General features: G+C 60.4%; 22 protein-coding genes and 1 pseudogene. 8 read left to right on the top strand and 15 right to left on the bottom strand.

The genetic code is table 11. The features are described from left to right. Positions 1 to 57: 57 nt before the first annotated feature. Positions 58 to 1,584 carry a phospholipase D-like domain-containing protein gene (locus AB8B31_RS28565; protein ID WP_131702032.1) on the top strand — a complete coding sequence of 509 codons (1,527 nt, stop codon included), beginning with the start codon at positions 58 to 60 and terminating at the stop codon, positions 1,582 to 1,584. Here the strand turns inward: AB8B31_RS28565 and AB8B31_RS28560 are convergent. Further along, positions 1,531 to 2,493, bottom strand: coding sequence for a lysylphosphatidylglycerol synthase domain-containing protein (locus tag AB8B31_RS28560; RefSeq protein WP_026188713.1), 963 nt, complete (start codon positions 2,491 to 2,493; stop codon positions 1,531 to 1,533). The two genes, AB8B31_RS28565 and AB8B31_RS28560, sit on opposite strands and share 54 nt — an antisense overlap. Before the next feature lie 122 nt (positions 2,494 to 2,615). Between AB8B31_RS28560 and AB8B31_RS28555 the strand changes: the two genes are divergently transcribed. Further along, positions 2,616 to 3,344: an endonuclease/exonuclease/phosphatase family protein gene (locus tag AB8B31_RS28555; protein ID WP_018245868.1), complete on the top strand. Its 729-nt coding sequence runs from the start codon at positions 2,616 to 2,618 to the stop codon at positions 3,342 to 3,344. A 23-nt stretch (positions 3,345 to 3,367) separates the two neighbouring features. Here the strand turns inward: AB8B31_RS28555 and AB8B31_RS28550 are convergent, their stop codons facing one another. Then, complete coding sequence (locus AB8B31_RS28550) at positions 3,368 to 3,874, bottom strand: hypothetical protein (protein ID WP_018245869.1); 507 nt, start codon at positions 3,872 to 3,874, stop codon at positions 3,368 to 3,370. Between the two features lie 420 nt (positions 3,875 to 4,294). Between AB8B31_RS28550 and AB8B31_RS28545 the strand changes: the two genes are divergently transcribed. After that, complete coding sequence (locus tag AB8B31_RS28545; protein ID WP_018245870.1) at positions 4,295 to 6,802, top strand: methyl-accepting chemotaxis protein; 2,508 nt, start codon at positions 4,295 to 4,297, stop codon at positions 6,800 to 6,802. 47 nt (positions 6,803 to 6,849) lie between these two features. On the opposite strand, the gene AB8B31_RS28540 is transcribed toward AB8B31_RS28545, so the two are convergent. The 3 genes from AB8B31_RS28540 to AB8B31_RS28530 all read right to left on the bottom strand — a co-directional run bounded on the left by AB8B31_RS28540 (position 6,850) and on the right by AB8B31_RS28530 (position 10,538). After that, on the bottom strand, positions 6,850 to 7,986 hold the full coding sequence (locus AB8B31_RS28540; RefSeq protein ID WP_018245871.1) for an NAD(P)/FAD-dependent oxidoreductase: 1,137 nt from the start codon (positions 7,984 to 7,986) through the stop codon (positions 6,850 to 6,852). Between the two features lie 95 nt (positions 7,987 to 8,081). After that, complete coding sequence (locus tag AB8B31_RS28535; RefSeq protein WP_018245872.1) at positions 8,082 to 9,620, bottom strand: amino acid ABC transporter permease/ATP-binding protein; 1,539 nt, start codon at positions 9,618 to 9,620, stop codon at positions 8,082 to 8,084. 90 nt (positions 9,621 to 9,710) lie between these two features. Then, on the bottom strand, positions 9,711 to 10,538 hold the full coding sequence (locus AB8B31_RS28530) for an ABC transporter substrate-binding protein (protein WP_018245873.1): 828 nt from the start codon (positions 10,536 to 10,538) through the stop codon (positions 9,711 to 9,713). Positions 10,539 to 10,720: 182 nt separating this feature from the next. On the opposite strand from AB8B31_RS28530, the gene AB8B31_RS28525 reads away from it, so the two are divergent. Together AB8B31_RS28525 and AB8B31_RS28520 are read left to right on the top strand one after the other, a co-directional pair. Then, positions 10,721 to 11,791 carry a LacI family DNA-binding transcriptional regulator gene (locus AB8B31_RS28525; protein WP_018245874.1) on the top strand — a complete coding sequence of 357 codons (1,071 nt, stop codon included), beginning with the start codon at positions 10,721 to 10,723 and terminating at the stop codon, positions 11,789 to 11,791. A gap of 176 nt (positions 11,792 to 11,967) precedes the next feature. Further along, positions 11,968 to 13,071 (top strand): LuxR C-terminal-related transcriptional regulator, encoded by a 1,104-nt coding sequence (locus tag AB8B31_RS28520; protein WP_018245875.1) that lies wholly within the window; start codon positions 11,968 to 11,970, stop codon positions 13,069 to 13,071. Between the two features lie 148 nt (positions 13,072 to 13,219). On the opposite strand, the gene AB8B31_RS28515 is transcribed toward AB8B31_RS28520, so the two are convergent. From AB8B31_RS28515 to AB8B31_RS28490, 6 genes are all read right to left on the bottom strand, one after another. Beyond that, positions 13,220 to 13,570, bottom strand: a complete 351-nt coding sequence (locus AB8B31_RS28515) for a hypothetical protein (RefSeq protein WP_018517832.1) — start codon at positions 13,568 to 13,570, stop codon at positions 13,220 to 13,222. Positions 13,571 to 13,641: 71 nt separating this feature from the next. Next, positions 13,642 to 13,902, bottom strand: coding sequence for a hypothetical protein (locus AB8B31_RS28510; RefSeq protein WP_018245877.1), 261 nt, complete (start codon positions 13,900 to 13,902; stop codon positions 13,642 to 13,644). Positions 13,903 to 14,034: 132 nt separating this feature from the next. Beyond that, a complete protein-coding gene (locus AB8B31_RS28505; RefSeq protein ID WP_026188714.1) occupies positions 14,035 to 14,265 on the bottom strand; it encodes a hypothetical protein in 231 nt (76 codons plus the stop codon). Between the two features lie 124 nt (positions 14,266 to 14,389). Then, the gene (locus AB8B31_RS28500) at positions 14,390 to 14,638 is read right to left on the bottom strand and encodes a hypothetical protein (protein WP_018245879.1); all 249 of its coding nucleotides are present in this window, start codon (positions 14,636 to 14,638) and stop codon (positions 14,390 to 14,392) included. Positions 14,639 to 14,705: 67 nt separating this feature from the next. Beyond that, on the bottom strand, positions 14,706 to 15,113 hold the full coding sequence (locus AB8B31_RS28495; RefSeq protein ID WP_026188715.1) for a hypothetical protein: 408 nt from the start codon (positions 15,111 to 15,113) through the stop codon (positions 14,706 to 14,708). A 124-nt stretch (positions 15,114 to 15,237) separates the two neighbouring features. Beyond that, positions 15,238 to 15,528 (bottom strand): hypothetical protein, encoded by a 291-nt coding sequence (locus AB8B31_RS28490; protein ID WP_026188716.1) that lies wholly within the window; start codon positions 15,526 to 15,528, stop codon positions 15,238 to 15,240. A gap of 149 nt (positions 15,529 to 15,677) precedes the next feature. Here AB8B31_RS28490 and AB8B31_RS28485 point away from each other — a divergent pair, with 149 nt between their 5' ends. The 3 genes from AB8B31_RS28485 (at position 15,678) to AB8B31_RS28475 (ending at position 18,097) form a co-directional block, all read left to right on the top strand. Then, positions 15,678 to 16,013 (top strand): DUF5086 family protein, encoded by a 336-nt coding sequence (locus tag AB8B31_RS28485; RefSeq protein ID WP_245515183.1) that lies wholly within the window; start codon positions 15,678 to 15,680, stop codon positions 16,011 to 16,013. Between the two features lie 146 nt (positions 16,014 to 16,159). Further along, positions 16,160 to 16,516 carry a hypothetical protein gene (locus AB8B31_RS28480; protein WP_020493437.1) on the top strand — a complete coding sequence of 119 codons (357 nt, stop codon included), beginning with the start codon at positions 16,160 to 16,162 and terminating at the stop codon, positions 16,514 to 16,516. Positions 16,517 to 16,909: 393 nt separating this feature from the next. Beyond that, entirely contained in the window at positions 16,910 to 18,097 is a 1,188-nt protein-coding gene (locus tag AB8B31_RS28475; protein WP_018245882.1) for a hypothetical protein, read from the top strand. Between the two features lie 94 nt (positions 18,098 to 18,191). Here AB8B31_RS28475 and AB8B31_RS28470 read toward each other — a convergent pair whose 3' ends face one another. From AB8B31_RS28470 to AB8B31_RS28455, 4 genes and pseudogenes are all read right to left on the bottom strand, one after another. Beyond that, a complete protein-coding gene (locus AB8B31_RS28470; RefSeq protein WP_012755472.1) occupies positions 18,192 to 18,353 on the bottom strand; it encodes a hypothetical protein in 162 nt (53 codons plus the stop codon). 193 nt (positions 18,354 to 18,546) lie between these two features. Then, entirely contained in the window at positions 18,547 to 20,400 is a 1,854-nt protein-coding gene (gene malQ / locus AB8B31_RS28465; RefSeq protein ID WP_131702029.1) for a 4-alpha-glucanotransferase, read from the bottom strand. A gap of 29 nt (positions 20,401 to 20,429) precedes the next feature. After that, the gene (gene treZ / locus AB8B31_RS28460) at positions 20,430 to 22,190 is read right to left on the bottom strand and encodes a malto-oligosyltrehalose trehalohydrolase (protein WP_245268283.1); all 1,761 of its coding nucleotides are present in this window, start codon (positions 22,188 to 22,190) and stop codon (positions 20,430 to 20,432) included. 152 nt (positions 22,191 to 22,342) lie between these two features. Further along, positions 22,343 to 24,017, bottom strand: a pseudogene (locus AB8B31_RS28455) (response regulator). Between the last annotated feature and the right edge of the window lie 5 nt (positions 24,018 to 24,022).

The raw sequence follows: 24,022 nt of genomic DNA, 5'->3' as shown, positions 1-24,022 counted from the left end.
TCGGGGAACCCAGGCAAATTCCGGGCGTTTGTGCTCCAGTTAGAGGCCGAGGCAATCATGACGACATTCGAAACCATCTTCAATAACCCGAGCTTACCCCAGACAAAATCACAACGGCCGGGCGACCGCCAAGAACAGGAGGGCAGCGCCTTGCGCCTGAAAGGGAGTGCTGCCAAGGCGGCCTTCCTGATCAACGGCAACAGCTATTTCGCCGAGCTGGCGCGCACGTTGCGGCAGGCGCGGCGCACCATCTGGATCGTCGGGTGGGATTTCAATCCGAACATCCGGTTGGAACCCGAGAAGTCCGACGAAACGCTGGCCGACCTGTTGCATGCCCTGGCAGCGGTAAATCCGGAGCTCGAAATACGCATCCTCATCTGGGCGCTCGGCCCCGTCTATTCTGACAAGTCCCTGCGGGTGCTGCGGAAGAAAAACTTTCCCAGAAATGGGCGGATCGATTTACGCTTCGAGCCTCAGCCAACATTGCGCGGTTGTCACCATCAGAAACTCGTCTGTATCGACGATGCCGTCGCCTTCATCGGCGGCATAGACCTGACGTCGCGCCGGTGGGACACCTGGCTCCACCGCGCCAAGGATAAATTGCGACGTGACCCCAAGGGCGTTTCCTACGATCCGCTGCATGACGTTCAGGCAATGGTCACCGGCGACGCCGCAAGGCTGATCGGCGATATCGTCAGGCAGCGCTGGGAAAACGCTACCGGCGAAAACCACCTGTCGTTGGCCGAAGACGTCCCTTTCGCCTGGCCGGAGGATCTCGCCGTTTCGATGAGGGAGATCGCGGTCAGCTTCGCGCTGACGGAGCCGTCGACCGCACTTCGCCCCGGCATCAGCGACGGCATCGCCATGACATTGGACGTCATCGCCCGGGTTCGGCGGCAGCTTTACATCGAGGCGCAATATCTCGCCTCCTTCCGCGTCGCCGACGCCATTGCCGCGCGACTGCAGGAGGAAGACGGGCCTGAAGTCGTCATCATCTGCACGCGCAGCTCTCACGGGCTGATCGAAAAGCTTGTCATGGGCGGCAATCGCGACCGGGTCATCCGCCGCCTGAAACGCGCCGATCGTGCGGACCGCCTGCGCGTCTATTATGCCGTCGTGCCCGGGCCAATCGTACCCGAGCCACTCCCGCCTGGAGAGAATGGCGAGGTCGAGGTGCTCGTCCATTCCAAACTGATGATCGCCGATGACGAGCTGGTCCGCATCGGCTCCTCCAACCTCAACAATCGCTCGGAAGGACTGGATTGCGAATGCGACATGCTGTTCGAGGCCGGCAACAACGAGCATCGCCGCGCGATCGCGGATCTGCGCAATCGCCTGCTTTCGGAATATCTCGGAACCACCCCGGAAAGCTTTGCCGCAGCCTTTATGCAAAGCGGCTCGTTGATCGAGGCGGTCGACGCGCTCAATGATGGCCCTCGGGGCTTGCGGGAATTCACCGTCGAGCTGCCGGGCAGCATTTCGCCGATTTCAGGCACCGCGCTCTTCGACCCGGTTCGACCCTTCGCCCCTCTAGACCGACTGGGCCTCGGCGCGCTCGTCCGCCTCCTCATCCGCCCCGCGTGATCTCCAGCGGAAGATCACCTCGCTGATGACGAGAAGCGTTGTGCCGAACACCAGCGGAATGAAGAAATAGGCACAGCGAAACGCAATCAGCGCGCCGATCGAGGCCTCCTTCGGCACGGCATAGGAGACGGTTGCCTCGAGGACGCCCAGACCGCCTGGAACATGCGTTGCGAGAATAGCCGAATTGGCGAGGACGTAAGCCGTCACCGACCTGAAGAAGGCGACGTCGCCGAAGGCAGAGAGCATCTGGTGCAGACAGGCGGACACGAGCATGAAGTTGACCGTCCCGACCCCGACCTGCGCGACCGCGATCGAAAATCGCGGCAGCTGAAATGACCAGCGCCACAGCCGCAACGTGCCGCGGATGAAGAACGCCAGGCCCGAATAGACGACCGGCACGACCAGCGCCAGCGCACCGAAGATGCGGACGCTTGCAGGATCGATGCGCAGCAGGCGTCCGGCATCGCCGGGATTGACGATCATCGCAAGACCACCCAGCGTGATCAGCCCGAGCCCCACGGTGACACCGCAAAACAGGATGATCTTCGCCACGTCCTCCGCTGTCAGTCCCCAGCGCGAATAGAAACGATAACGGAAGGCGCCGCTGCTCAGCCCGGCAAAGCCGATATTGTGGCCGAGCGAGAGGCTGATGAAGGACGCCAGCGCAATCCTGGAATAGGGCAAGGATTTGCCGAGCGAACGGATCGCCAGGAGATCGAAACAGCCGAGGCACAGATAGGATGCCGCCGCGAAGAGCAGTGCTGTGCAAAAGGTCGAAAGAGGTATGCTGCGGACCGATTGGACGATCTCTCCCAGACTATACTGCTCGAAGATCCGACAGAGGAGAAAGACCGCGAGACAAAGGGCGGCAACGAGCAGTCCATTCCAGATTATGCTTTTCAAGCTCATCGATTGTCCATTTCCGAGATGCGAGCGCCACGGCTCGATCATCTGGAACGATCAAACGAGTTCCGTGTTCCCCCGGGGAACAAGTTCTATGTTCCCCGGGGGAACGAGCTTTCAGCGGGCCTATGCCGGATAAATCAATCAGACTCCTGACCTATAACGTCCACAGTTGCATCGGCAGTGACCGGAAGCTCGATCCCGGCCGCATCGCTTCCGTCATCGCTGAAGCTGAGGCCGATATCGTCGCGCTTCAGGAGGTCGATGTCCTCAGGCGCAGGACCGGCGGCGTCGACCAGGCCCACGCGATCGCCTCGCTTCTGAAGATGCAGGCGCATTTCCATCCGGCCCTGTCGATTGCCGAGGAGCAGTATGGCGATGCGATCATCACCTCGCTGCCGACAGGCGCGGTCAAGGCCGGCCCGCTGCCGTCCATCGGCGAACAGCGGGGCGCCTTATCCGTCGAAATACTGGTCGGCGACAGAAAACTGCTGGTCATCAACACCCATCTCGGCCTTCGCGGCCGCGAGCGCATCCGGCAGATGACGACGCTGCTGAACTCGGGCTGGCTGCGCGGCACGGCGGACGAGCCTCTTCCCACCATTCTCTGCGGCGATTTCAACGCCATTCCGTCATCAGCGACTTACCGACTTGCCACGCGGTCATTGAAGGACGCCCAGCTCGCAGGCGACGCCGCGCCGAGAGCGACCTTTCCCTCCCGTTACCCGCTGATGCGCCTCGACCACATCTTCGTCAGCGACGATCTCATCGTCAAGCAAGCGGCGGTCCTGCAAAACCGCCTGACAAGGGTTGCCTCTGACCACCTCCCTCTGTTTGCCGAAATCGGTTTCGCCTGATCAGTCATCGCTGCTGACGATTTTCACCTGGCGAACTTCCGGTTCATCGCCGCCGCCACCAACGGCAACGCCGTCGTCGCCACGGCACCCAGAGGCAGTCGCCTGATGCCCCTCGTGACGACGAAGGTCGCCGCCATTGCGGCTGCCAGCTTGAGCCAGGGCTGATTGCCGAGCTGCGCATGAGCGCTTGCATCGGCCCATCGGACGTTCTCTGTAACGACGGTCGCGGCCTGTTGTTGGATCACGTGAAGGCGAGCGCGAAGGTTTTCGATCTCTTCTCTCAGTTCTCGCAGCCGGCCTTCGAGGGCATGACCATCGGAGACCAGGAGAGGTTCCTCGACGGTGCCTTCAACCGGGGCATGACCACCGAGCGTGGCAATATACGCCCGATACTCGGCCTCGCTGGCAAAACCCTCACGTCTGATGAGATCAGGGTTGATATTCGCCTCTTCGAAGGAGGCCGGTGCGGTTTCCACACCGTCGCGCATACCCTTGTCTGTGCCGATGTCCCCGCGTTCGTCCTTGAACATGATGCGTCTCCAGTTGTTCCTGGCGATAGAACGCCCGACGGCTCAGAAGGATGCATCGGCTGCCCGCCCTCGGGCTGGACAAAATGCTGGTTTCGGCGAATATTGAAACGAATATTTCACGAGTTGTGCAGTATGAAATATTTATTCCACTGATGCGTCATGCGTCCGGCAGGGATTATGTGCAGAGCCGGTTCGAGGGGACCGGTATCTTCACCCGAGATTGATTGTCTGCTTCAAGCCATTTCCTTCCGACGGATCTAGGAATTTCGGAAGGTCAAGAGGAGGGGCGAGCAGCCGTTGGTTGCGAGCAAACCCGTGGCTGCCGCCTCAGGCGGAAGGAGGATTTCACTCGAAGGGAGGCGATCTGCAACAGCCCTGCGCCAAGGCGCCGCAACGAGACTGTGAGCCGAGGAGGGACTCATGTTGGGAAGGCTGTTGTCACGTGTTCGCATCCAGACGCAGGTGATGGTGTTCATCGTTCCCTTCGTCTTCAGCATCATGGCCGTGGGTGCGACCGGTTTTTATGCGTCGAGCTTGCTTCAGGGGCGGATGGATATTTCCAATTCCGTTCTGCAGTCGTTGAGCGGATTTCGCGATTTGTCGGCCGCGATGGGCGAATTCCTCGCCAATGCCACGCAAGAAAACCGCGATGTTGTCACCCGCAAACTTGCCGATCAGCGCGTTCTTCTGAAATCCGGCATCGATAGGCTCACCGCGGATCGCGGCGGTCAGCAGGAGCTGGAGCAAGCGCTGTCTTCCATCGACGGAATTTCGGCCCGCATGGATACACTGTGGCAACTTCAGGAAACTCGGTCGGCGCTCTTTACCGATCTACAGAAGGCGCAGAGCGTCGTCGTGTCGTCCCAGACGGATATCGTTGAAGGCTCCAAGGTCCTCCAGCGCGCCGCCGACATGCAGGAAGATGAAGCCCGCAATACGTTGGGCGATGCACAGCGCATTTCGGACTTCGCCTCCTTCGCCCAATCGCTAAACGACAAGGCTCAAGCCGCCGCCCCTATCGGCGGCCCCGATATGGAGGAACTCACCCGGCAGCAGCGCATCGTGGGAATGGCGCTCGGCGGCGAGGCACCGGAAGCCAAAAAGGCGATTGACGATGCCATTGCTTCGTTGAAGCCGCTTGTCGAAGCCTCCAGCCAGACCGAGGAGCGTACAGCCGGTCTCAGGAATGCGACGAGCCATATCGTCGGCAGGCTGCCCGAATTGCAGGAGGTCGCCTCACGGCGCGTGAAGGCGGTTACGGATAAGGCGGCCGAGACCGCCAAAACGGTCGAGCGCGCCAAAACCAGCCAGAGAGACGGCCAGAAACTCACGACCTCGGCTTACGTGATTCAGATCGTTATGGCGAAACTGACCTTGGCGCCAACGGACGCCAATCTCCAGCGGCTTTCGCAGGAAATCGCGGCTGTCAGAAAGGGCCTGGACACGCTGATTTCCAATGCCGGCGGTGTCGCGCAGTTCGATAATCTCAAAGCCAAGCTTCTGCCGGCGCTGGACAAAATGCAGAAGGCTGCCACCGACCTCGTTCGCATCAGCGCGCAGCGCCAGGACGAATTCCATTTGGCCGCGGCCGACGTGGACCGGATGTGGTCTCAGTTGACTGCATTCGCCGAAGTGCAGCGGCAGAATGCTGCTGAGGAACGCGCGGATGCCAATTCGATGTCCCTGGGAACGACGATCCTCGGCGTGGTGATCGCAATCCTCGCAGGCGTCGGGCTGACCGTTACGCTCAAGGGGCCGATCAATCAGATCACCTCGGCTATGAGGCGCTTGGCGGACGGCAAACTCGAAACATCCATCGTCGGTGACAGCCGAGCCGATGAAATCGGCGATATGGCCCGCGCCCTGGGCGTATTCAAGAATAATGCCATCGCCAAAGTCGAGATCGAGGAGCGTAGCGAGGTCGAGCGATCGAGGGCCGAGGAGGAGCGGCATCGCAATGATGAAGAAAAACGCACGGTCGAAGAGCAGATAGACTTCGCGGTTACGGCGCTGGCGGAAGGTCTCGGACGTCTGGCACGGGGCGACATTTCTCAGACGATCGCAACCCCCTTCTTCGGCCGATTGGAGCAGCTTCGTAACGATTTCAACTCGTCGCTCCTCCGGCTGCAGGAAACGATCGACCAGATCCGCACCAACACCCGGATGATCGAAGGGAACGCCGGTCAGATGGATCTTGCCGCGAACGATCTTGCGCGGCGCACCGAACAACAGGCCGTCGCACTCGAAGAGATAGCCGCAGCTATCGAAGAGATCACTACTACGGTTCGTTCGTCGGCGGCCTGCGCCGATGATGCCCACCAGATCATCACGGACACCAAACAGGTGGCCGATTCGTCATCCCAGGTCGTTGCAAGCGCCATCGACGCGATGGGCAAGATCGAAGCGGCATCCGACGAGATCGTTCAAATCATCGGCGTCATCGATGAAATCGCGTTCCAAACGAACCTGCTTGCCCTGAACGCCGGCATCGAAGCGGCCCGCGCCGGCGAGGCCGGAAAAGGCTTTGCGGTCGTGGCCCAGGAAGTGCGCGATCTGGCTCAACGCTCCGCGGAGGCCGGCCAAAGGATCAAACAGCTCATCGGACGTTCGCAGACGGAGATTACCAACGGAGCGCGTGTCGTCCGCGAGACGAGCGAAGTCCTCGAAAGCATTTCGGCGAAAGTGGTCACCGCCTCCGAGCAGATGGACGTCATCGCTCGCTCGAGCAGAGAGCAGTACAACGCCCTCCATGAAGTGAATTCTTCCGTCAACCGGATGGATCAGATGACGCAGCAGAATGCGGCCATGGTCGAAGAAACCAGCGCGGCGACGAAGGAACTTGCCGACGAGACGAGGATACTCCTCCAGTTGATCGATCAGTTCCAATTGGAGCAAACGGGGGCGCTTCGTCGAACCGCCGCGGCATAGAACGGTCATCCGCTTGGCGAGCGGCTCAAGCTTCCGCATCGCGACCTTCACCGTCGCGATGCGCTGAAACGCTCCGGCCGAAAGTCCGCCAGCAGTGGATGGCGGCGTCCGGTGGCGATCTCGTCCGCCAGCAGTTCGCCGGCAATCAGGCCGAGGGTGGCACCGCTATGGCTGAAGGCAACGAAATAACCAGGGATTGACGGCAACTCGCCGAAGACCGGCTCACCATCGCCCGGAATGGGCTTCGGACCGACCCCATAATCTTCGATCTCCAGTTGCGGATTGCCTTCGAGAACCCTTGAGGCCTCGCGCAGCAGCCCCTCCAGCGTCGATTGCCTGACATCATAGCTGCCGTCGGGCTTCACGCTCACCTCTTCCTCGGACCAGGCGGAATCGAGCGCGAAGCCGCCGCCGGGCGTCGGGCGGATGGCAATGCGAGGTGTGTTGAGCACCGCCTTCAGCGGATGGCGGAGCGGCTTGGTCCTGACGAGAAGCGCAATAGGCGTTGCATCGCCGATATGCTGGCCGACCTCAGCCACGATCGCGGGAACGTCACCGCCCGCAGCAAGCAGCACGGCATCCGCATCGCGGCGCATGCCGTCGGCCGTGATCACGCCACGGGCACGCCCGCCTTCGATATCGACCGTCGCGCGACCGGCGTCCGTGACGATCTCGCCGCCCAGCGTGCGGAATTCTTCCGTAAGCGTGCCGATCAAGGACGGAAGATCGACCCAGCCCTCCCCGGGATTGAAGATCGCGCCTTGCGGCGTCACGGCGCTTGCGTCGACACCCGGCGTCGTCGCGGCAATCCTTGCCGGGGCGAGCCATTGCGCGTGATAGCCGAGATCGCGCTCATAGTCGAAGATCTCGGCGATCTCGTTGCTACCATCGTCCGCATCCCAGGTCAGGCCGCCGTCGAAGCGCAGCCACGGCGCATTGGGATATCGGGCGGCCAGCGTGCGATACCGATCTATGCCGGCCAGACGCAGCCGGTGATAGGCATCGGCGCGTTTACGCGCCGAGTTGAGCCAGGCAAGCGAACGGCCGGAGGCGCCGTTGGCAAGCGGACCGTCGTTAATGAGCACGGTGCGGACCCCGAGCCGCGCCAGATGGACTGATGTCGAGACGCCAAAGATCCCGCCACCGATGACGACGACCTTCAAGGGTTTGGTGGAAGCATTCATGTCGATAACCTTGTTTTCTGCTCTTGCTACAGCGGGTGAAATCCGGCGCAGCCGGTGTGAGGACGACCGGGGCACCATGCGTTGCCTCGGGCGCTTCAGAGAACTTCCGCAAGGAAGCGCTTCAGCCGCTCGCTTCGGGGATTGTCGAAGATCTGCTTCGGGCAGCCGGCCTCGACGATGCGGCCCTCATCCATGAAGACGACCTGGTCGGCCACCCTGCGCGCAAATCCCATCTCATGCGTCACCACGGCCATCGTCATGCCCTGGCGGCCGAGGGCGGCCATCAGGTCGAGCACGCCCTTCACCAGTTCGGGATCGAGCGCACTCGTCACTTCGTCAAACAGCATGACCTCCGGATCCATGGCCAGCGCGCGTGCGATGGCGACGCGCTGTTGTTGCCCACCCGACAGACCTGCGGGCCGATGATCCTTACGCCCTGCAAGACCGACATCGGCCAGACGTGCCTCGGCGATGCGCCGCGCCTCCTGCCTCGGCATCTTCTTGATCTTGGTCAGCGAAAGCATGACGTTCTCGAGTGCCGTGTGGTCGGGAAACAGGTTGAAGTGCTGGAACACCATCCCCACCCGCCGGCGCAGCCTCTCCGGCTTCATCGCCAGGATGCTCTCGCCATCGAGCAGGATGTCACCACCCTTCGGTTCGACAAGCCTGTTCATGCAGCGCAGCAGCGTCGATTTGCCCGAGCCGGAAGGGCCGATGATGCAGGTGACGGTACCGGCGGCGATGTCGAGATCGACCCCCTTCAGCACGTCGAGATCGCCATAGGCCATGGTGAGGTCCCGGATGTTCAGGGCGCCGCCTTTGAAGCGCGGCGTACTCTCCTCCGCCGCCTTGGCTGTGGGACCTGGGCCGGTGGCGGCCTGCAGCTCGCTCACCTCGATTAATCCGCTCGCAGCACCCGAGCCGCGACCTTGTTTTCCGAGCCGCAGTCTCGCATCGATATAATTGACGAAGTGGGTCAGCGGCACCGTGATGACGAGGTAGAAGACGCCCGCCAGCAACAAGGGCGAAAGATTGCCCGTGACGACAGCCTGATCCTGCCCGACACGGAATATCTCCCGCTCGGAGGCGAGCAATCCCAGGAAGTAGACAAGGCTGGAATCCTTGACGTTTCCGATGAATTGATTGACCAGCGCCGGCAGAACGCGCCTGATGCCTTGCGGGATGACGATCAGGCGCATGCCCTGCCCGTGGCTCATGCTGAGCGCCCGGCAGGCTTCCATCTGGCCGCGCTCGACGCTTTGAATGCCCGATCGGAAGATTTCGCCGATATAGGCTCCGGCAATCAGGCTGAGCGCCAGGATGCCGAGCGGAAATGGCGATGGACCGAAGATCTCACGCCCGATCCGGGCAAAACCCTGGCCGATGATCAGGATCGTGACGATCGCCGGCAGCCCGCGGAAAACATCGGTGTAGATGCGTGCCGGCAGCCGCAGCCAGCGTGACTGCGAGATGCCCATCACGGCGAGAGTCATGCCGATGACGACACCGAGTACGGTCGAGGCGGCGGCCAGGATCAGCGTATTCTTCAGGCCGACGCTGATCATGCTCGGCAGAACTTCCGCCATGGCATCCCAGTCCAGGAAGCTGCGGCGCAGATTTTCAAGCCAGTTCATTCAGATCCCCATGAATTCGTGCTCGGCGCAGACGCCGCCGTCCGGCAGAGCCTTGGTAAGCCGCCCGCCATGAGCGGGCGGCTTGCGGCGTCACTTCTTGGGAAGATACTGTTCCGGCATCGGTGAGCCGGGGAACCATTTTTCATAAAGGGTCTTCCAGGTACCGTCCTGCATCGCATCGTGAAGCGCGCCGTCCAGCGCCGTGCGAAAGGCATCATTTCCCTTTCGGACCACGAAGCCAGCAGGCGCATCGAAGGACGGGATATTCACGGCAACCTTCAGAGCGGGATAGCGCTCGCCATATTGCTTGGCGGCCTCGTAGTCGAGAAAATGCGCATCGACCGTTCCGTTGTTGAGCGCGGCCACGGCAGAATTGTTGTCGGGGAATTTCACCAGATCAGTCCCCCCGAAATTCTTGGCTGCATAGACTTCCTGCAAGGTCCCCTGCACGACGCCGAGACGCTTGCCCTTGAGGCCATCGGCATCCTTGATACCGGCATCCGGGGTCAGGACAGAGAGATAACCGGCAAGATAGCCGTCGGAAAAATCGACGGTCTTCTTGCGGGCTTCGGTTGTCCCGATCGCCGCAACGGCAACGTCGAACCGTTCATTTGCGACCGACGGCAGGAGTGCTGAAAATTCCTGGCCCGTGAACGTCACCTTGTCTTTTTGAAAGCCGAGGCGGGAGACGACGTTGAGAAACAGCTCGATATCGAAACCGGTGAACTGGCCGTCCGCCGTCGCAAACGTATAGGGCTTGGAATCGCCCATCGTCCCGACGCTGATCACCCCGGGCTCGATGAGGTTATAGGGATTGTCGGCGGCGGCCGCAGAGCCTGCGCCCATCGCAAGAAGGCATGTCAAAAGGCCAGCCCGCAATGGGGCGAGGGTGGCCACGAATGATTCAAAAGGTTTCATGTTCGTTCTCCGCTCTGAAAGGAATGCTCTTGTCGGCATCGTCGGGTCGCCCTGCCCCACCGCACATTGCGATAGAGATTTCTGGACAAGATACCGGTCTCCTGTATAAAGAGACCGGTCTCACAACATATTTGATATCCGTCAATTGACCGGTCGTCAACAACTCTTGTAGTCCTCGGCTCATGGAAGATTCCGCTCATTCGAAACGTGCAGTTACGGTCGCCGACGTCGCCAAGGCCGCAAAGGTTTCGAAGGCGACGGCCGCCCGTGTGCTCGGCGGCTACGGCGTGGTCAGCGCCAAGATCACAGATCAGGTCATGGCGGCGGCCGCCGCCCTCGAATACCGCCCGAACGAGCTCGCCCGGAGCATGAGCACCGGAAGGTCCGGCATCATCGGGGTCGTGGTCGGCGATATCGAGAACGCTTTCTTCAGTCTGGCGGTACGCGGCATCAGCGACGCGGCCCGTCTTGCTGGATTCAACGTCATCATCGCGAATTCGGGCGAAGAGCTCGATGCGGAAAAATCGGCCGTCGACCTCCTGATCGGCAAACGTGTCGATGGCCTGATCGTCACTCCAGCCCGCTGCGACAGCATCGAACATCTGCGGCACGTCCGCCGCGCCGGCGTGCCGCTGGTCCTGTTCGACCGGGCCATCCCGGAACTCGATGTCGACGCCGTGACCGGCGACGACCGGGATGCGGCCATCACCGCGACCCGCTATCTGATCGCGCAAGGACATCGCCGCCTCGCCTACGTCTCTGCCATGGATGCCGAGGATGGTGGGCTCACCGATATCGGGCGGATCTCGAATTCCGCCGTCCGCGAACGCGTGGAGGGTTTTGTCAGCGTCCTGACCGAGGCGGGTTTGCCGAACCCTCTTCATTATATCAGGCTCGGCGCCACGAACCATCAACAGACGGACAGCGTGATCAAACGCCTGCTCTCGGAGGGATCGCCGCCAACGGCACTGCTGGCTTCAGACAGCCTCGTCGGCTTGCGCATCTTCAAGTCGCTGCAGTCGCTTGGCCTGTCGATCCCCAAGGACGTCTCGATGATTTCGTTTCTCGACGCCGACTGGACCAGCGTTACCGTTCCGCCGATCACCATCGTCGACCAACGCGTCTATGAGATGGGCAAGCTCGCCGGCGAGCGGCTCATCGCCCGCATCGAACGCGCCCCGCTTGCCGTCGAACGCCTGCGCGTCAGCACGAGCCTCGTCGTGCGCGGCTCCGTCGCAACTATCGACCGGTGAGAACTATGGAGTTGGCCATACCTGCATCGCTTGCGAAGCAGCGAGTAGTACCGCATTGCGATTGGTCACGAATGCCCATGGCCGCCGATTTGATATTACATGGGGCTGCTGTTGTCTTTGCCTGAGCAACGTTATTTAATACCGGAAATACTCGCTGTGGGATTTTCAGAAAGATCATGCTCCAGTCAAAAGACGCTTCATCTGAGCTGATAGATTTGATCTATGGAAGTCTATTCGGTGAGTGCGATTGGCAGGATTTTCTGGATCGCGTGGCGCAAACTTCGCCAAATGGAAAGGCCGCCCTCCATTACCACGATCTGGCCTCGCCTGTGGCCCATGTTCCTTACGTATCGGGGTTCTCGAGGACCGAGGTCGACCAGTTCAGCAGCCACTTTGCCGCTGTGAACCCCTGGATTCCGAGATTGAGCTTTGTGCCCGTCGGTCAGGGTGTCTGCGGAGACGAAATCTTTCCACGCAAGGACTTGCTCAAATCGGAATTCTACAATGATTGGCTGAAGGGACAGGCCCAATGCGAGACGAGCATTGGTGTCTCCATCATTCGGGAGGAAACCCGCACCTTCGTCCTATCGACCTGCACGTCGTCAGCAGACCCCGATTTCAACAAAGAAGCAGCCGGGCGCTACACGATACTCGCTCCCCATTTGAAAAGGGCTTTCGATTTCATCCGGAAGCGCGATCTGCTCGCCCCGGAAAGACAGACAACGCAAACGCTGTTTGATAGCATCGGCGTCGGACTGATCTACGTTTCGGAGCATGGGCGAGCACGCCAATGGAATAAGAGCGCAGAAGCCTTAATGGCGGCTGGCTTTCCTATGCATGTCGCCCCAAGCGGCAAGCTCGAACTTCAATGCGAGAAGTCGACTGCCGTTCTCGATTTCCTGACGTCAAGAAAGGGTGTGCAAACAAGGCCGCATACGGCGATCGCAAAGGGGAAGGACAAGGCTAGTTATCGGATCACACTCCTTCGGCTCCAGTCCGATGCATTCACCGAGTTCTTGGAGGGGCCGACTGTGGCCGTCATTGTCGAGCCGATGGTGGCCACGCCACTCAATGAGCGGCGAGACTTCTTAATGGAATCCTACAAACTGACTGCGACGGAGATTCGGATCGCCTCAAGCATTGCCTCCGGCCATTCTCCAAAGGAGGTGGCCATAGCCGATCACATCAGCTACGAAACGGTCAGAACCCACCTCAGAAACATCTATTCCAAGCTCGGGGTAAACTCCCGGGTTGGTTTGGTCGCGCTGCTCATGCGCTGACGATAGACTTGCAATTCGTCTCCTACCGCCCGCATGGCTCATATTGCGAACGGGTTAATACGACCTAGCAAGTCTGGAACACGGCTAGTGTTACCGTGGGCCTATACCGCAAAGCTCGAACCCGCAGCCCAGTAGAACCGCCTGGGCTTCACTCGCCGTAGATGGCAATTCCAATGGTGGCAGTGGCGACGTAAACGCAGAATCCAACGGCTACCCCAGCAAAAAACCCAGCAGCCAAGCTCGTCCTTTTGGTGATAACGATTGCGGCAGCTAGTGGTCCAAGCAGCAAACCGAGCGCTTGCACAACACCTAGCGCTCCATAGTTCATATTGTGAACTGACTGCTGGACAACATAAATCCAGACGAATATGCCGCCGAAGACGATTAAGCCTGCACCGGCTCCCAAAATCCAGCCATGCCGTCTCCACACATTCCGTAATTCCCAAAGAGCGGGAGGCAGCGCAAACGCCCACGGTATAAGATCAGTTATTGTCCACATTTACGAAACTTCACAAGTTTCTAGTCTGTGAACTAACCGTTCGAAGACGTGGCCTGGGAACACCGTCTACACTAGTCATAGAGCTCGCCGTGACCAATCTGCTCCCTGGCAGGCGCATCGCTGATTGAGGGGTCGTCGGCCGGATCTGGCTCTCTCTTGTTGGCATCGCTCAGAAACTGCGCGGCCTTAAGGAGTGCCGCGGTTATCTCCTCGGTGCCCCATCCGGCTTCATTGGCGGCTGCAATCAGCCTTTCCAACGCGTCGCGCGCGGCTACGGTCGCCTCTTCGAAGCGCTTCGCGGGAGATTCGGTCTTCGGCGGTGGAAAGGTCATCGGCGTTCCCTCCATAGGTCCGGCTATTGTGGATGAACGCGGCCCAGCGGAAATGGATGCACGACCATGCTGATTTAACAAACCGATGCCCTGCCCCGCCATACCGGCTACGACTGGCGACGTCTTTCCGCCTCAGATGACCGTTTTCAACAGAAACGGAGAGCGCTCCAACGGACGCTGGGCGAGGATTCTCAGCATCGCCGGGCCTTGTATGCCGGAAGTCGTGCAAGAGTGGCCGTCGTGATAGACCACCGTCATGACGCGGCTCAGACTATCGTATCTGATCTCTGCGATCGTCCGGGTGTGAACCGGAAAGATGAATTCATGGGGTTGAGATTCCTCCCCCGAAGTGTTCAAGCTCATTGCGATGCCCCAACGAAAAAGCAATTTTGGCTCGACCCTGCCCTGGTCTGAGCCTAACTGCGCCAATCAAGCACATATTGCTGCGACGGTCGCGTGACATCAGCGTGACACGCAGAATCAGCCGTCAATGCAATGTCCCACGGATCTCGTGTGCGAGAGCGGTTTGCGACCAGCATTCAACCGTGCGCGCCAGCGATCGAACGGCTTCGTCCACATTGAAAACCACGTCCCCGAGCCGCTCGATCTCATAATCGAGCTCATAGACCTCGACTTCGTCGAGGTCGTCACTCTGCAGCAGTCGCCTCATTGCTTCGACGAGGCGCTCAGTGCGCCCAACGACATCAAGAGCGCTGCGTATGATGATATCCAACATGAATGTCCCCTCGCTTCGATAACGAAGCGTCGGCCATAATCGTGACGCTGACAATCCTGAAATCTTGTCAGACGCGGCCTCGGATCATGTCGTAGAGATCCCTCAACTCACGCAGTGCGGGTTGGGGCCGATGGCGCGGTAGTGCGGCGCGACGTCCGGCGAATGCGAGCGCGCCGGCGATCACCGCGACGAGGAGGAGCGTCGAGGCCGGGTAGAGCTTCACCGCCGCTTCCGTCTGACGCATTGCTCTCCCGGCACTTCCTTTTGCCGACCGGGCAGCATCGAGGACTTGATCCTGAAGCGCGCCGATCTGCTTTCGCAGCACGCTCAGTTCTTCGCCCAGGTCATGATCAGGCTGCCGGGGAACGCCGACGGAGGCTGTGTTCGTATCGATGACGGCTTTCGGAACCGGCTCGCCGATCTTGGCTCCTCTGCTATCGAGGGTCGTCGTCTCAGTGCTCTTGCGGCGCGGCATGATCATTTCTCCTTCCTAGAGCATGACGCCGAAAAATGTCAGCGATTTTCGGGCGACATCATGCTCTAACTAACGAATTTAAAACAGGATTCAGACTAGCCAACCGGGCCTAAAGTCATCCTGTCTAGTCATCGTCGAGGGCGAAGACCGGCCGGTAGTGGCGCTCGGCGATCAGCAAGCTCCTGTCGGGCCGGATGATGTAGATCTCCTCAACCTGGCGTCCCCATTGATCTGTGAAATCATGCGGGAAGGAAGAACCCACGGGCGATTTCGTCAACTTCGTGCGAGGCTGGCCATTATACGTGATGCTGCCGGGAATGGGGGCCAGTCCCGCCGACGAATAACTGCCTGCGCTGGTCGTGCAGCCGGTCAGCACAACGGCAAAAACCAGCCCAAATCCTATGCTCCGCTTCATCGAGCCCTCCAGCTGCTTCGTCTTTCGCGCGGCACTCGTTTTCATCGTCAATGTAACAGGGGACGACAGACATTGTTCCAGAACATGCGAATAAGTCCTGGAGCTATCCTTCTGGCTGTCGCAACCATTTTGGGCGCACCGGTCTTCGCGTGTGCCGGAGCGGTGGAACCACCAGATGTTTTCACCGTCATTCTCTCCGTCTCACCACGGACCGTCGTTGGGCCACCGCCCATAAACATCCGGAGCCCGCCGATCACGATCCTTATTACCATGTCGAGGTGGTCGAGAAGGAGCGAGGTTCGCCGCCATGGCAATTCAAACGGCTTGCCGCGCTCGTTGTCGTAACGGCAGACGCGTTGGACAGGAACCGCCTGAGACGAAAAGCCAGGACCTATTTTTACAAGGACATCGAATTCCGGATCGCCTACGGGCCTGGCGCGCGCAACCTGTCATTCGGCAGGAGGCCGGCGTTTGCCGCACGATAATTCTTGAATGCGTTGGCGCCGCTGACAATATGCACCCATGAACGTCAGTGCATACTGAAAAGACGCGCGGCGCTGTAGGCGCGCGGATATGGTCACAGGAACGGGCCGCATCGACGAGGGAGTGTGAACAAAAGGGAGGTTCGGCCATGTTGGCAAGACCAGCAGGATATGTAGGGGCCACAATCGCTGCTCTGTGGGCGGCCCGCCAAGTCAGCCGACTTTATTCCCTCACTGAACCGTTTGGTCCTGAGTTCCTGAATGTTGCGAGAAATCTCGGCATTTTTATTCTGCCGGCGTTCGTTCTGCTCCTGGCGGGGCCTTTCAGGATGTGGTTCGACAGGTTTGCGCCACTCTATCCTTTGGTGCTCGGAGCCGGAGTCCTCAACATCTATCTTCAAGACGATGCGCTGGCTGCCGGTCTGCCGCTGATCGTGCTCGTCTACCCCTTCCTGGTCATCTTTTCGCTCGCCTATTTGTTGCGCGGGCGAGTGTCGCAGGCATAGGGACACTGGAAGGTGGCATTCAGCCGGACTGGCCGTTTCCGCGGGCGTTCGAAATGCGCACTAAATCCAGTCGAACACTTCCCGGTTTGGCATCCGATTCGAAGGGTTGCAAGAATCGAGGAAATACACTTTCTGTGTAGCGGATGAGTCGAAACGCTACCCCTGCTAGAGAAAATGCTGCCGCCCGTCGCCGGCGGAAGGATGACTATATTTTTTCAGTCCGAGCGTTCCGGCTGATCCTAACTGCACCACCCCCAAATTAGCTGACCAGATGAAAGCCGTGATATCCAGCGGCGCTCTTCGTGTCCCCCGCCTTTCCGATCTGAGAGTGGAAGGTGGCACATCTGGGAATTTCGAAATCCTCGCATCTATTTTCTACATAAGGACATCTCCATGAAGCATATGCGTAATCTCCACCTGATGATGGCAAGCACCGCGTTTCTGACGTTGGCCGGCCCGGCGCTTGCCCTTGATGGCACCGACATGATGAAGAAGCTCAATGCCGCAACCAGTGCCGGCGGTACGGTCATCACCTTCGAGAAGGCGGAAGCCGATGGCGACACGGTAACGGCGACCGGTGTCCAGGTAGGATCTTCGAGCCTGCCCGGCGATACTTTGAAGATCGGCGATCTCACCTTCGAGGGTGTTGAGGAAATCGAAGGCGGTGGCTATCACGCCAAGACCGTCTCCTTCCCGGATATCGATATCAGCCAGGAGGAAGGACGTTTTTCCACAAAGGAGATCCAGATCACCGGCCTCACGATCCCCGCCAATGCGACGGGCGATACGCTGAACGACATCCTCCTCTATGAAACGGTCAGCACCGGACCGATCGCTCTCAACATCAAGGGCAAGGACGTGCTTGCGATCGAGAGCATCGAGTCGAACCTGGGACGCCAGGATGGCGGCTTTTCCTATGACGCCAATGTCGCCGGTCTCAAGGCCGACCTGTCGCAGGTCGAGGATGCGAATGCGAAGGAGGCCATCGAGAAACTGGGCCTGACGACGCTCGACGGCACGGTGACGATGAAGGGCATCTGGGAAATCGAAAGCGGCAAGGTCGCTGTCGACGAATATGCTTTCGACTTCAAGAATATCGGCCGGCTGAATTTCGCCGTCGACTTCTCCGGTTACACGCTGGGCTTCATCAAGTCGCTGCAGGAGGCCGTGAAGACCGCCGAGGCCAATCCGAACAAGGAAGAGGCCAACCAGGCCGTGGGCCTTGCGATGTTGGGGCTGATGCAGCAGCTGACGATCAACAGTGCCTCGATCCGCTTCGACGATGCCTCGATCACCAAGAAGGCGCTCGATTATGCCGGCTCGCAGCAGGGCGTCACGGGCGACCAGCTGGCGCAATCGCTGAAAGGTCTCGTGCCGATGATGATGGCACAGCTCAACATGCCCGAGCTGCAAAACCAGGTGTCGGCTGCCGTCAACGCCTATCTCGACGGACCGAAAAGCCTGACAATCAGCGCCGCACCGGAAAAGCCGGTTCCCGTCCCGATGATCATCGGCGCGGCCATGGGCGCACCGAACACCATTCCTTCCGTGCTCGGCGTCAAGGTCACGGCGAACGACTAACGAATAGCAGAGACGCTTCACGAAGCGCCGGCTGCCGGAGGCGGGTTTTGCCGACCTGCCTCTGGAACCCCTGGGAAAGCCGAGCAACGTCCAACTAAAACTCGTCGCTGCGACGCTTCACGGCGTGCTTCAACGCCACCATATGCCTTCGCCGCTCCAGCATATAATCGGCATATCCGACGCAGATGAACAGCAATGTCGGACCGGCGTAGATGATGATGAGAGCCAATGCGATAAGAATGAATGCGCTCGTCATGGTCTTGTTTTCCATCAATATTGGTCGCCGCAACTGAAGCGGCGAAAGCGGACAGGTCCTCATCTCGGCAATGCCTGTCCCTATTCCTTCAAAATTCGCCGGCTTCCTATTCGTTCCCTCCTCGATCGATTTCCACATGCGCGACGAGCCCGATCGAACGACAATGACGAAGCTGATGGCCGCCCGGCATCGGTCACTCCCGCGGCCTTTCCTCCCGCATTGCCGCCGTCACGCTCTTCAGCAGCGGGCTCGACATCAGATCCGCGAGCAAAACCGATAGCTTCGGCTTCCAGTTCGGATAGCTGTCGCTGGTGCCTGGCACATTGGTTGGCCTTTTTTCGTCGGTGAGATCGGCGAGACGGATCGCGGCGAGAAGCGAGGGCGTTCTGGCGATGAAGCGATAGGCGCTGACGGTGAATTCCCTCAGCGTCTCCTCGCTTGCCCGCGCTTGGGAAAGCCTGGCCGGCAGGTCGAGGCCGGCAGCCTTCAGCGCCGCTTTCAGGTTCCTCCGCTCGCGCTTGCGGTCTTCGAGATGTGCCTCGGTGAGATCGGGCGGCACGATGCCGTGCTCGCACCGGGCCTGAATGTCGGCGCCGCGCCACCAGCCGGCAAGGGTCTGGTGGTCGTGCGTCGAAATGCAGGCCAAAGCCAGGACTGGATAGACGTCCGCCGGCTTGAAGCCCTTCTCATCCTGTTCATAGGAAAGGATGCGGTAGGAGAGAATGTGGGCCGCGGCCAGGTCGTCCTGCAATCCCTTGGGGATCAGTCCCAGGTCTTCTCCGATGACGAGGCACCGATGCTCGGCGGATACGTCGGCGAGGATCTGCAGCAACCGATCCTGTGGATAGCGGACATAGGCGCCGCCGTCCGGCCTGCTGCCCAATGGCACCAGGAAGAGGCGGCGAAGCGCTGCGGCGTGGTCGATGCGGATGGCGCCGGCATATCGCATGGCAGCACTTAGCATACGCCGGAAAGGCGACATATCTCCTGCGGCGATCGCGGAAGGCAGGTATCCGGCAAGGTGCCAGTCCTGCCCATCTATGGCGAAGGGATCAGGAGGGCTGCCGATCGTGGCCTTGGAGACATAGATATCCGGCTCACTCCATGTCGCCGAGCCATCGACGGCCTCCCCGACGGCAAGATCGAGATAGAGCCCGATCCGCAGGCCGGCCTTCCCGGCCCGGTCCGCCGCCTGCATCAGCTGGCGGTGGGCGAGCCACTGCAGCCACATGTGGAAGCGGACATCCTCCGCGTGTCCGCGCTCGAATTCGGCGACAGCGGCGCTGTCGAAGCGCTGGAAATCGGCCGGCCACCGTTGCCAGCCGGCGCCTGCCCCGCGCTCGACCATTGAAAGAGAGAGGCATTCGAAAAGCGCGTGCAGCCGCAGGCTGTTACCGCCTTGCGCGATAAAAGCGTCGAAATCGGCCGGATCATAGGTATCGCACTGTCGCCAGGCCGGCCAGAGATCGCGCAGGACCCTAAGCTTGATCTGTGCGACGCCGGCGTAATCGACGAGATCGGTTTGGCGAAGGCGTGCCAATTGCCGTTCGAGTTCCGGACTACAGGCAAAACCCGGTAGCCGGTCAACCGCGATATAGAGCGGATTGAGATGCTGGCGGTTCGATGGCTCATAGGGGCTGCAACGCTCGGGATCGGCGAGAAACGGTGCGTGAAGCGGGGTGAGGCCGATGAAATCACCGCCCAGCGATCCCAGGAGATCCGCCATATCGGCCAGATCCTCGAAGTCTCCTATGCCCCAGTTGCGTCCCGAACGGAGTTCGTAAAGCTGCAGGCTCACACCCCAGACCCGCGTGCTGGAAAAGAACTCCGGCAGAAATGACCTGGCGATCTTCTTAGCCGCCGGCTTAGGCTCCCGCCGCATCGCGCCGGTCTCGTGATCGGCCGCTCCCGGCAAGTCGATCTTCAATGCCGAGAGGATCTTGCGCTTGGTCTCGCCTGATATCGCCACCTCCCGATCGTCGGGACTGGGCCTGGTCGGGCTGATGCCGTGCCGGCGGGCGAGCTTGTCGAGCTCAGCAGATTTCATCGTCCGATCGCCTTCCTGTCAGCAAGCCGTCACGCCTCGCTGATTTTCCAGATCACCGTCCAGGGCGCGAGATTGCCGCCATCGCTACCGCCGAGACGGAAGATCGTCTCGCCGTCGTCCTGCTGCGAGGCGAGCGTCGCCGCCTCGGTACCGAGGTTTGCGCGCAGATGCAGACGCCGGTTTTGCGCCAGGGTCCAATCCACCGCGAGTGCGCTTCCCGCCGAGCGATAGACCGCGTTTCCGGCGCCAGCGCCTTTGAGCAATGGCACGATCCTCCGGTGTCGGAGGTCGAGAAGCGTCCTGTAAAAATCGAAGACATCGGAGGAGGCGAGTTTCGACCAGTCCAACTTGGCAGCCGCGAAGGTCGATGGCGCCGTCGGGTCGAGAAGGTCGTCGGCGTCGAAGCCCGGCAGACGGGAGAGCTCCTCACGACGGCCTTTCCTGACCTTCTCGTTCAGGTCCTCGTCGAAATCGCAGAAGAAGGGGAAAGGTTCTCTGGCGCCCCATTCCTCGCCCATGAACAGCATCGGGATCTCGGGCGCCAGCAGGTAGATCGCAGCGACAGCCTTGACGACATCAGCCGGGCTCGAAGCCAGAACCCGGTCCCCCAGCGCCCTATTGCCGATCTGGTCATGGTTCTGGATGAAGGAGATAAAAGCGGTGGGCGGCAGATGGCCGCTCGGCCTGCCGCGGCTTCCGCCGCGGTAGGGCATATGTTCCCCCTGAAACACGAAACCTTCCGCCAGCGCCCGGCCGAGCTTACCGGCGTCACCGACGTAATCGGCATAGTAGCCGAAGGTTTCGCCCGTAGCAGTGATATGCAGCACATGGTGCACGTCATCGTTCCATTGGGCGGTGAACAACCTCACTTCTCCGTTTTCGTCACGCTTCAGCAGATCGCTGTCGTTTTCCTCGTTTTCGACGATCAGATGGACAAGTCGGTCGCCGGCGGCAGCCTTGACGCGGCGGGCGAGCGCGTGAAGCAGATGCTCGGCGCTGTTGTCCTTGATGGCGTGGACGGCATCGAAGCGGAAACCGTCGAGCCTGAACTCGGTGATCCAATAGATGGCGTTCTGGATGATGAATTCGCGGATCATCTCCGATCCGTCGCCGTCGTAGTTGATGCCGTTGCCCCAGGGCGTCTTGTGGTGCTCGGTAAAGAGCGGCGCATAGGCGGGGATAAAATTGCCGTCAGGTCCGAAGTGATTGTAGACCACGTCCAGGAAAACCGAGATGCCGCGCAGGTGTGCTGCGTCAACCAGCGCCATGAAATCTTCCGGCCGGCCGTAGCTGCTGTCCGGAGCATAGGGAAGCACACCGTCATAGCCCCAGCTGTAACGGCCGGGAAATTCACTAAGCGGCATGATCTGCAGCGCCGTAACGCCCAGCGCTTGCAGATGGTCGAGCCGCTCGATCGCGGCCTTGAAAGTACCCTCCGGCGTGAAGCAGCCGATATGCATCTCGTAGATGACCATCTCTTCCCATGGCCGACCCGTCCAGTCGCTCGTCGTCCAGCGATAGGTGGAAAGGTCGACCACTTCGCTCGGCCCGCGCACATCCTGTGGCTGGAACCGCGAGGCGGGATCGGGAACTTCGGAACCGTCCGGCAGGACAAAGCGATAAAGCGTACCGGTATGGGCTTGCGCGACCGTGCAGCGGTGCCAGCCGTCCTCAGTCGCCTGCATCGGCCACGGATCAGCGCCTTCGATCTTCAACGACACGCTTTCATGCAGGGGAGCCCAGAGGCGGAATAGAATGCCCCCTTCGGTGAATGCCGGTCCGAATGTCATTTTGGTCAAGAGAAAGCCTTCGATGAAATTGGGATGGGATTTGGGTAACTTTTGCGGGAGGAAAAAGTTTCGTCCGCAAGCGGACGCGCGAAAGCGGTCGCTGTCACCAGCATGGCCGCGCCGGTCGCCTCGGCATGTTTACGCTTTGATCGTCAGGCCGCCGCGATTTTACCCGAGCGCTTGGTCCATCGCCGCCTGAAGCTGTTCCTGTGTGAATGGCTTCTTCATCCGCAGCATCCGGCCGAGGCCATGGTCTTCGGAAAACTCGGCATAGCCCGAGGCAAGGATGATGGGCAGGCCTGGAAAGGAGGAGCGAAGGTGACGCGCAAGCTCTGCGCCCGTCATCCCCGGCATGGCATGATCGGTGATGACGAGATCACAACCCTGTCCGTCAGCAAAGAATTCCAAAGCCTGGGAAGCGGAAGACGCCTCTTGCGGCAGATGCCCGAGATCCTCCAGCATTGCCACGGTTCCCGTCCTGACAAGGGCGTCGTCGTCGACGACGAGAATGGCGAGCGGCCGCGACGCCGGTTTCAAAGGCTCCGTCGCCGGAGGCTCGACGACCGGCTGCACCTTGACGAATGTCTCGGCAACGGGGAGCCACAGGGAAACGGTCGTGCCCTTGCCCCTGACGCTCGATATCTGGATCGAGCCGCCGGATTGCGCTGCCAGGCCATGCACCATCGACAGGCCGAGACCGGTGCCCTTGCCGACCCCCTTGGTGGTGAAAAACGGTTCGGCGGCACGCGAGACCGTTGCCTCGTCCATCCCCTCGCCATCGTCCGACACCGATATCCTGATGTAATTTCCGCCTGCGAGGCTGGTCGGCAGGGCTTCTTCGGCTGCCGCCGCGGCCACCGTCACGGCTCCGCCGCTTTCGAGCGCATCCCGGGCATTGACAAACAAGTTGAGCAGCGCCAGTTCCAACTGGTTGCTGTCGACCAGAAGAGGGGCGAGATCCGCCGGGATGCTCTTGTGGATTTCGATGCGCGGCCCCACCGCCTTGGCGAGAAGATCCTCGACGTTTTCGAACAGCCGGAGGAAGTCGACCGCCTGCGGCTTGAGCTCCTGGCGGCGTGCGAAGGCAAGCAGGCGCTGGGTCAGCGCGGTGCCGCGCTCGGCCGCCTGAATCGCGTTCGTCACCAGGCGTTCGCTGCGTTCATCGGCCGGAAGCCGTTTCTTCAGAAGATTCAGGCTGCCGAGAACTGCCATCAGGAGGTTATTGAAGTCGTGGGCCACGCCACCCGTCAGGTGACCGATCGTGTCGAGCTTCTGCGCCTCGAACAGCTGTGCGAGCGCCTCTTCGCGCTCCCGTGTCCGTTGATCGATCCGATGCTCGAGCTCCTCGTTGAGCTCACGCAACTGCGCTGCCGAGGCCTCGAGCTCGGCGGTGCGCTGGTGAACCCGGGCCTCCAGCTCGGCGTTCAGGCGTTCGAGTTCCCTCGTCTTCCTGTAGAGATCGGCAAAGACCCTAACCTTGGCTCTCAGCACTTCGGGGACGATCGGGACGGAGACATAGTCGACCGCGCCCACCGCATAGCCGCGCAGCCGGTCTGGTTCCGCCAGCATGACGGCGGAAACGAAGATGATCGGCGTGTTTTGATAGCGCGGATGCTGCCGGATCATGCTGACGAGCTCGAACCCATCCTGTTCGGGCATACAGACATCGACGAGGATCACCGCGATTTCGGTGCGCAACAGGTGCTCAAAAGCTTCGCGTGCGGATTGCGCCTTGATGAGGTTTTCTTGGAGCTCTTCGAGTATGACCTCGTAACTCAGGAGCTTTGCCGGTTGGTCGTCGACGAGGAGGATGTTGACGGGGTTCATGGCGA

The sequence above is a fragment of the Rhizobium sp. 62_C5_N11_2 genome (assembly GCF_051811185.1).
Classification (GTDB): domain Bacteria; phylum Pseudomonadota; class Alphaproteobacteria; order Rhizobiales; family Rhizobiaceae; genus Rhizobium; species Rhizobium leguminosarum.
The sequence above is the reverse complement of the archived record's forward strand: the minus strand, read 5'-3'. Positions and strand labels throughout refer to the sequence as shown.

Bases quoted from the DNA above. Each gene is read 5' to 3' on its own strand.
- AB8B31_RS28475 (WP_018245882.1), top strand. From the start codon at position 16,910: ATGAAGCATATGCGTAATCTCCACCTGATGATGGCAAGCACCGCGTTT.
- AB8B31_RS28550 (WP_018245869.1), bottom strand. From the start codon at position 3,874: ATGTTCAAGGACGAACGCGGGGACATCGGCACAGACAAGGGTATGCGC.
- AB8B31_RS28540 (WP_018245871.1), bottom strand. From the start codon at position 7,986: ATGAATGCTTCCACCAAACCCTTGAAGGTCGTCGTCATCGGTGGCGGG.
- AB8B31_RS28560 (WP_026188713.1), bottom strand. From the start codon at position 2,493: ATGAGCTTGAAAAGCATAATCTGGAATGGACTGCTCGTTGCCGCCCTT.
- AB8B31_RS28555 (WP_018245868.1), top strand. From the start codon at position 2,616: ATGCCGGATAAATCAATCAGACTCCTGACCTATAACGTCCACAGTTGC.
- AB8B31_RS28510 (WP_018245877.1), bottom strand. From the start codon at position 13,902: ATGACCTTTCCACCGCCGAAGACCGAATCTCCCGCGAAGCGCTTCGAA.
- AB8B31_RS28490 (WP_026188716.1), bottom strand. From the start codon at position 15,528: ATGAAGCGGAGCATAGGATTTGGGCTGGTTTTTGCCGTTGTGCTGACC.
- AB8B31_RS28470 (WP_012755472.1), bottom strand. From the start codon at position 18,353: ATGACGAGCGCATTCATTCTTATCGCATTGGCTCTCATCATCATCTAC.
- AB8B31_RS28545 (WP_018245870.1), top strand. From the start codon at position 4,295: ATGTTGGGAAGGCTGTTGTCACGTGTTCGCATCCAGACGCAGGTGATG.
- AB8B31_RS28495 (WP_026188715.1), bottom strand. From the start codon at position 15,113: ATGCCGCGCCGCAAGAGCACTGAGACGACGACCCTCGATAGCAGAGGA.
- AB8B31_RS28535 (WP_018245872.1), bottom strand. From the start codon at position 9,620: ATGAACTGGCTTGAAAATCTGCGCCGCAGCTTCCTGGACTGGGATGCC.
- AB8B31_RS28500 (WP_018245879.1), bottom strand. From the start codon at position 14,638: ATGTTGGATATCATCATACGCAGCGCTCTTGATGTCGTTGGGCGCACT.
- treZ (WP_245268283.1), bottom strand. From the start codon at position 22,190: ATGACATTCGGACCGGCATTCACCGAAGGGGGCATTCTATTCCGCCTC.
- AB8B31_RS28515 (WP_018517832.1), bottom strand. From the start codon at position 13,570: ATGTGGACAATAACTGATCTTATACCGTGGGCGTTTGCGCTGCCTCCC.
- AB8B31_RS28520 (WP_018245875.1), top strand. From the start codon at position 11,968: ATGCTCCAGTCAAAAGACGCTTCATCTGAGCTGATAGATTTGATCTAT.
- AB8B31_RS28525 (WP_018245874.1), top strand. From the start codon at position 10,721: ATGGAAGATTCCGCTCATTCGAAACGTGCAGTTACGGTCGCCGACGTC.
- AB8B31_RS28565 (WP_131702032.1), top strand. From the start codon at position 58: ATGACGACATTCGAAACCATCTTCAATAACCCGAGCTTACCCCAGACA.
- malQ (WP_131702029.1), bottom strand. From the start codon at position 20,400: ATGAAATCTGCTGAGCTCGACAAGCTCGCCCGCCGGCACGGCATCAGC.
- AB8B31_RS28505 (WP_026188714.1), bottom strand. From the start codon at position 14,265: ATGAGCTTGAACACTTCGGGGGAGGAATCTCAACCCCATGAATTCATC.
- AB8B31_RS28480 (WP_020493437.1), top strand. From the start codon at position 16,160: ATGTTGGCAAGACCAGCAGGATATGTAGGGGCCACAATCGCTGCTCTG.
- AB8B31_RS28530 (WP_018245873.1), bottom strand. From the start codon at position 10,538: ATGAAACCTTTTGAATCATTCGTGGCCACCCTCGCCCCATTGCGGGCT.